Source organism: Limnofasciculus baicalensis BBK-W-15 (genome assembly GCF_024178385.1).
GTDB lineage: Bacteria > Cyanobacteriota > Cyanobacteriia > Cyanobacteriales > Coleofasciculaceae > Limnofasciculus > Limnofasciculus baicalensis.
This window is the reverse complement of record NZ_JAMZMM010000345.1, coordinates 1-6,587: the sequence shown is the minus strand read 5'-3', so window position 1 is coordinate 6,587 and position 6,587 is coordinate 1. Positions and strand designations below refer to the sequence as shown.

General features: G+C 43.1%; 5 protein-coding genes. 1 reads left to right on the top strand and 4 read right to left on the bottom strand.

All coding sequences use genetic code 11. The features are described 5' to 3' along the window. Positions 1–295 precede the first annotated feature (295 nt). Entirely contained in the window at positions 296–1,594 is a 1,299-nt protein-coding gene (locus NJ959_RS23980; protein ID WP_254014268.1) for a pentapeptide repeat-containing protein, read from the top strand. A 109-nt stretch (positions 1,595–1,703) separates the two neighbouring features. Here the strand turns inward: NJ959_RS23980 and NJ959_RS23975 are convergent, their stop codons facing one another. The 4 genes from NJ959_RS23975 to NJ959_RS23960 form a co-directional block, all read right to left on the bottom strand. Next, positions 1,704–2,465 (bottom strand): DevA family ABC transporter ATP-binding protein, encoded by a 762-nt coding sequence (locus NJ959_RS23975; RefSeq protein WP_254014267.1) that lies wholly within the window; start codon positions 2,463–2,465, stop codon positions 1,704–1,706. 85 nt (positions 2,466–2,550) lie between these two features. Then, the gene (gene devC, locus NJ959_RS23970; RefSeq protein ID WP_254014266.1) at positions 2,551–3,699 is read right to left on the bottom strand and encodes an ABC transporter permease DevC; all 1,149 of its coding nucleotides are present in this window, start codon (positions 3,697–3,699) and stop codon (positions 2,551–2,553) included. Between the two features lie 273 nt (positions 3,700–3,972). Continuing rightward, positions 3,973–5,508: an HlyD family efflux transporter periplasmic adaptor subunit gene (locus NJ959_RS23965; RefSeq protein WP_254014265.1), complete on the bottom strand. Its 1,536-nt coding sequence runs from the start codon at positions 5,506–5,508 to the stop codon at positions 3,973–3,975. 189 nt (positions 5,509–5,697) lie between these two features. After that, positions 5,698–6,444 carry a phycocyanobilin:ferredoxin oxidoreductase gene (locus NJ959_RS23960; protein WP_254014264.1) on the bottom strand — a complete coding sequence of 249 codons (747 nt, stop codon included), beginning with the start codon at positions 6,442–6,444 and terminating at the stop codon, positions 5,698–5,700. Positions 6,445–6,587: the final 143 nt, after the last annotated feature.

Genomic DNA, 6,587 nt, shown 5'->3' with positions numbered 1-6,587 from the left:
GAAGAGGGGCAAGGGGAAGAAGGGGAAGATTTTAACTGCTCAAGGATTTCTGTAAAACGGCACTAGGTCAACTACCCACCACTGAGCGGAGTACCCCAGAGCGTTAAGCTTTTACCTAGGTTATCAACTGTTAAGGCATCAGCCGCAAATATTACCGTTGTGTACAAGGAAAAATGGATACGCGAATTTCTGATCGGGAAGCCCTGTTGGAGTGCGGTTCATCTAAAGGGGAAAATTTCTCCCCAGGCATGAATAATAGGGATATTCATTTTCCCCTTACCAACCCATGATGCTGATGACTGATGGAGAAATCGACCTGGATATTCAAGATCTGATCCGGCAAATTATAGATGCCAGCCCCGAAGAGTTTCCTAAATTGTCAAAACTTGTCGGTGTAAATCTGGCAAAGGATTTTGCTGGCTTGGAATTAAGGGGCGAGGATCTCGGTGGCGATAATCTGAGTAGTGCGGAATTCGCTGGTAGCGATCTGAGTCTTGCTAATCTAAGTCATACTAATCTGAGTTTTGCTGACCTCAGTCTTGCCAATTTGAGTGGTGCTAACCTCAGTAGCGCCAATCTTAGTGTTGCCAACATGAGTGGTGCTAACCTCAGCGGTGCGGATTTGATTGGTGCAGAGTTAGTCTGTGCTAACCTCAGTGGTGCTAATCTTAGCGGTGCTAACCTCAGTGGTGCAGAATTAATCGGTGTCAATCTCAGCGGTGCTAACCTCAGCGGTGCTAACCTCAGCGGTGTGGATTTAATTGGTGTCAATCTCAGTAGTGTCAACCTGAGTGGTGCTAACCTGAGTGGTGCTAATCTCAGCCGGACTAATTTGAGTCGGAGTAATCTCAGAGGTGCTAACCTGAATAAAGCTAACCTGAAAGATGCTAATATTAGCGGTACCGATCTCAGTGGGAATAACCTTAGCTTTTCCAACCTGACCAATACTAACCTGAGTCTGGCTAATCTTAATGGTGCTAACTTGAGTCTGGCTAATCTTAGCGGTGCTGATGTGAGTCTGGCAAACCTTAATGGTGCAAACTTAGGTAATGCTAACCTCAGAGGAGCCAATCTCAGCGGTACTAACTTAATCGGTGCTGACCTTAATAGTACCAACCTTAGTAGCGCAAACCTGATTAGTGCTAACCTGATTGGGGCAAACTTGAGTAACGCTGACTTAATCGATGCCAATTTGGGTGGTAGTAATCTCAGTCGCGCTAATCTCAGCCGTAGTAACTTGATTAGTGCCCACCTCAGCCGCGCTGAGTTAGGTGGTACTAATCTGACTGGTGCAAACCTCAGCCGTGCTGACTTACGGGATGCTAACCTCAGTCGAGCTAATCTCAGTCGCGCCAATTTACGGGATGCGAATCTCAAGAATGCCGATCTCAAAAATGCCAATCTCAGTCGTGCTAACCTGATTGGTGCCAGCCTCCAAGATATCAAGCGCTACCATACTAATGTGGAGAAGGCGCTATTTGGATACAATGGAGGTCTGTCTCCGGAATTGAAGCTGGATCTAATTCGGGACGGGGCAATTGTTGAAGATATTAATGGTATTAATATTAAGGAAGTGGAGTCATTTGAAAGCTAATGGTTGTTTGTTGTTTGTTGTTTGTTGTTTGTTTTTTTCGATATGGTAAAAAAATTATAACAACCAATAACTAACAACTAATAACTAACAACTAATTAGCAATATGAACTCAAAAACGGTTATTTTCAGTATCGCTTTGCAACCAACCATCTTCGATATGAAGAATGCGATCCGCAACATCTAATATCCGGCTATCGTGTGTCACTAGCAAAATCGTACATCCCTGCTCCTTCGCTAACCGCTGCATCAATTCCACCACATCCCGTCCTGATTTACTATCAAGAGCAGCAGTGGGTTCGTCTGCTAATACTAACTTCGGATGACTTACTAAGGCACGCGCGATCGCAACTCGTTGTTTTTGTCCGCCAGAAAGGTTCTCTGGGTAGTAATCGATCCTTTCTCCTAAACCAACTGCACTCAGGATTTCGGCTGACTTTTGGGAGACTTCTTTTGCTGAAAATTGGGGATGAAGTTCGAGGGACATTTGTACGTTTTGCCGTGCGGTTAGACTTTTGAGCAAGTTATGTGCTTGGAAAATATAGCCAATATTTCGGCGTACTTCTACCAAGCGATTGTTGTTTGCACCAACTAATTCTTGTTCCAATACTTTGACACTTCCAGTTTGAGGCGATCGCAATCCACCCATTAGTGTCAATAAGGTTGTTTTACCGGAACCAGATGGTCCTGTCAATAATACGATTTCTCCGGGTTTAAGTTCTAAGCTAATATCGAATAAAATCTGTTTGCGCAGGGAACCTTTGCCGAAGTAATGGTTGAGATTTTTAATTGATACTACGGTAGGCACAGGCGATCCACCTGTGTTATGGGGAGGTACGCCTGTTTTATCTGGTTGGGTAAGAGAGATTTTCATCCGTTTATTTTCAGGTAATTCTCTTTACAAAAAGGTCTTTATATGATTCTTACTTCAGGAAAAAGATTAGCTAATAGCTATTATTCTAGAAAATATCTGCCGGATCAGCTGCTTGGAGTTTGCGAACTGCGATCGCGCCCGATACAGAACACATCACAATTGTCAAGGTTAATACGGTTGTGGTTTTAGCAAAATCCATTCCCATTGGTAAACTAGTGGCATTTCTGGTAAGGGTGTATAGCCCTGATGCGACTACGAAGCCGGGAACATAACCTACAACAGCAAGCATCAGGGCTTCTTGGAAAACTACCATTAGGAGGTAACTATTTTTATAGCCCATTGCTTTCAGTGTGGCATACTCTGGCAAATGGTCGTCAACGTCGGTATAGAGAATTTGATAAACAATTACAATACCAACGATAAATCCCATAATCGTGCCCAGGGTAAAGACAAAGCCAATAGATGTACTGGTTTGCCAGTAATGTTTCTCTACCTGAACAAATTCTTCCTTAGATAAAATCCTGACATCTTGAGGCAAATCCTTTCTCATATTAGCTAAAACGTTTGCCAAATTTGCCCCTGCTTCTAATTTAACGATCCCAATATCAATTAGTCCCTTATCCCGTTGGGAAAACAGACTCAAAAAATTGGTATCGCTTGTAATCATATTACCATCAGCACCGAAAGAAGCCCCTAATGTAAATAATCCCCCTACTTTAATCCTGCGGCTTTTTACTTCAGTATAAACCTCTTTTCCCTCTTTAAACCATTGGGCAATCGGACCAAATTCTGGTCGAGAAGCATCATCAAATAAAACAATATCTGCCAGTTTTATCCGATCGAGATTTTCTTTTACTCCAGGTACACTGAGGATGCTGTCTGTTGGATTAAAGCCCAAAGCCATAATGCTGCGAGTACCACGGGTTTCGGGATTTTTCCACAGTGCCAACTCCAGATAGACTGGACTAATAGATTTAACTCCATCAAAGCCTAATGCCTGATATAAACGACGATGGGGAAAACTTTTCATCGAAATCAGGGCTGTGGATTGGGGACTGATTAGAAAAATATCACCCTCTAGGTTTTTATGTAGTATCACTGAACTATCAAATAGGGCATCCCGAAAACCTAGCTGCATAAACATCAAGATATCGGCAAAACCAATCCCGGCAATTGCTACCATTAATCGTATTTTTTGGCGAGATAGTTGTAACCAGGCTAGAGGAATTTTCATTATTTGTTATTTGTTGTTTGTTGTTTGTTATTTGTTATTTGTTGTTCTACAACAATTGCCTCTAAGCCCCTTGCCAATAACCAATAACCAATAACCAATAACCAAGGGAGTATCCCACTTTGGCAAAGATTCTCGTTTTTTGCCCCCCTTTGCACCCCCCCAGCCCCCCTTATCAAAGGGGGGAGCAAGAATACAACCTGCATTTCTTCCTTGCTCGGGATGCTCCCATAACCAATAACCAATAACCAATAACCAATAACCAATAACCAATAACTATAAAAATATTTCCACAATAACCTTTGAGAAAGTTAAACCTGCTACTCGCTTATTATCTTCTGGACGAAGACGAATCTTTACTTCGACTACTCTAGAATCAACATCAGCAGCAGGATCAGTGCTTAGACTATCTTTTTTGCCAATTTTTAGCCCGATTTCCCGAACATTACCATGGAGTTCTCCTGAGAAGGCTTTCCCTTCACTATTAATAGTAACTCGCTGACCAATTCGCACCTTGCTAATATCGCTTTCATATACTTCTGCGATCGCAATCATTTGATCGGTTTTTCCCATTTCGACAATTGGCTTACCTTGTTCAACGATAGCGCCTGGACGTTTATTAATTTTCAAAATTTGACCCGCCTCTTTCGCATCCACATAAGCTAATGATTTCAAATCAGTTTGAGCTTTCTGGACTCCTGCTAAGGCGCGTTCAACTTCTGCTTCTGCTTGTTGAACATCAACTGGACGAACTTCTTTAATTTCCTCTAGAGTAGCTTCTTCTTCTTTAATTTGCCCTTGAAAAACATCTTCAGTCTTTTTGCGATTAACTTTGGCTTCTGTGCGTTTTTCTCTAAGTGTTGCTAATGTTTGAGTTTTATTGGCTTGAATTTCAATTAACTTGGCTTCTTCTTGACTGAGGTTAGCTCTAGCTTGGCTGAGGTTGGCTTGAGCTTGACTGAGGTTAGCTTGAGCTTCTTCGTAAAGCCCTCTGGCAGTTTTCACTCCCAAGGAGCGGCGTTTAAATTCAGATTCAGAAATCGTACCATCTGCCGCTAATTTCGGATAGCGTTCAAAATCTTCTTCAGCATTATCTAATTCTTCCTTTAGGCGATTAACTGAGGTTACTTGAGCTGTCATTATCGCCTTTTGAGATTCAATTGCCGCTTGTTTAGATTCAATTGACTTCTCTTGAGCTTGAATTTTAGCGTCTTCAGCTTTCTGGGTCTCGATTAATTGAGTCTCTAAACTGTTAATGTTAGTTTGTCGTGCGTCTTTTTCTCCCTGGGATTCGACTCCGAGACGACCGATTTTAGCTGTTTGAGCATTAATTGTCCCTGGTTTTGCACCTGCTTTAACTTTGTTTAGATTAGCTTGGGCAATTTTGACTTGTTTTTGAGCAATATCTAAGTCAGACTGTAAGCGATCGCGATTATCCAAAACGGCAATTACTTGGTTAGCGCGTACCCAATCTCCTTCATTTACCAATATCTCTTGTACCCTTGCACCCTCCAATGAACTTGGGGCGGAGACTTGAATTACTTCTCCTGCTGGTTCTAGGCGACCTAGGGCGGTGACGGATTTAATCGCAGGTGGGGGGAGACTAGGAGAAGGACTTAACTCGGTGGGACGCTGCTGGGCGTATTTTAGGGTGTAAATAGCAGCCACTCCAGTGGCGAGGATACCACCAACAACAATTGGTATAGTGAACCGGAACGCTTTAGTTTTTGTCACCCAATGCGTTACCGATTTTGAGTTTGGCTGATCTTTTAAATCTGGTATTTGCCCCATGGTGATCGGTTTTGTAGACAACTATAACATTTGTCTCATATCGCTGTTTTGCGATTGGGAAGTGGGGAGTGGGGAGTGGGGAGTGGGTTCGAGAGTTTTGTTAGCGCAGCGGGGCGAAGTCCGTTTTGGAGAGCGTTGCGGGACGAAGTCCGTTTTGAGTTTTGAATTAAAACTCTAATCCTTCAACCTTCAACCTTCATACTTCATCCTTTATCCTTCATCGGTTGGCAAATCGAATAGCACTGATGACATGTAATTATCTGCCCAATCTGAACCAAAGGCTTTTTCTAGTACGCGGCGAGTTTTGTCATTTTGCTGCTGCTTGGTACAGTAGTAGTGTTGACCTGCAATAATTTCCGCTTGTTTTTCTGGAGATACAGGAGTAGCATTTGCCCCCAGACTACAGTGAATCTGGAGAAACTGATCGACTCGTGATAGAAATTGGCTTTCTTCTTCTGGGTTACCGGGGCGAATAAAAATGCAGAAATTGGAAAAAATATCTCCCCAAGCTGGCAAATCGCGAGTATCTTTAAATTCAGGTATAGGTAATGCGGCTAAAAGTTGGCGATAGGTATCGGGTAAGATGCGAAGGTAGTTAACTGGAGACAAATCCGCGATCGCAGCACTGATTTGTCCCCTTCCCCCTACTAAATCGCAGCCAAACATCGGCAAATCATATTCCGGGCGGGGAAACATGACGCAGTGGAGAATATCCAGCTTATTACCGATTCTTGCTAATTCCAGGTGCATTTTCCGAAACTGCGGCGTTTGATAGCAGCGGTTTTCAATGATTAGTTTTTCTCCCTCCAGTCTTCCTTCGACATATCCTAACTCCGCTGGTAGCGCATAGGGTTCAAGCGCTAGGTAGCGCTGCCAGTTGGACTCAATACAATCGGCGAGTTGGCGAATCAGGGGGTGTTGTTCTTCTCTGATGGAAGGTTTTGCGATCGCAGACATTCTTTTAAAACTCTTAGGTTATCGATAAAGGTTGACGGCCAGAATAGGTGCTAGAAGCTGTAGGTTAAAGATATCAGCTTGTTATGTGGAAAGATCCAAAGGTACAAAAAACTTGTTAGAAGTGGGGAGTGGGGAGTGGGGAG

Excerpts from the sequence above, each read along its gene's own strand:
- NJ959_RS23980 (WP_254014268.1), top strand. The coding sequence starts at position 296 with ATGACTGATGGAGAAATCGACCTGGATATTCAAGATCTGATCCGGCAA.
- devC (WP_254014266.1), bottom strand. The coding sequence starts at position 3,699 with ATGAAAATTCCTCTAGCCTGGTTACAACTATCTCGCCAAAAAATACGA.
- NJ959_RS23975 (WP_254014267.1), bottom strand. The coding sequence starts at position 2,465 with ATGAAAATCTCTCTTACCCAACCAGATAAAACAGGCGTACCTCCCCAT.
- NJ959_RS23960 (WP_254014264.1), bottom strand. The coding sequence starts at position 6,444 with ATGTCTGCGATCGCAAAACCTTCCATCAGAGAAGAACAACACCCCCTG.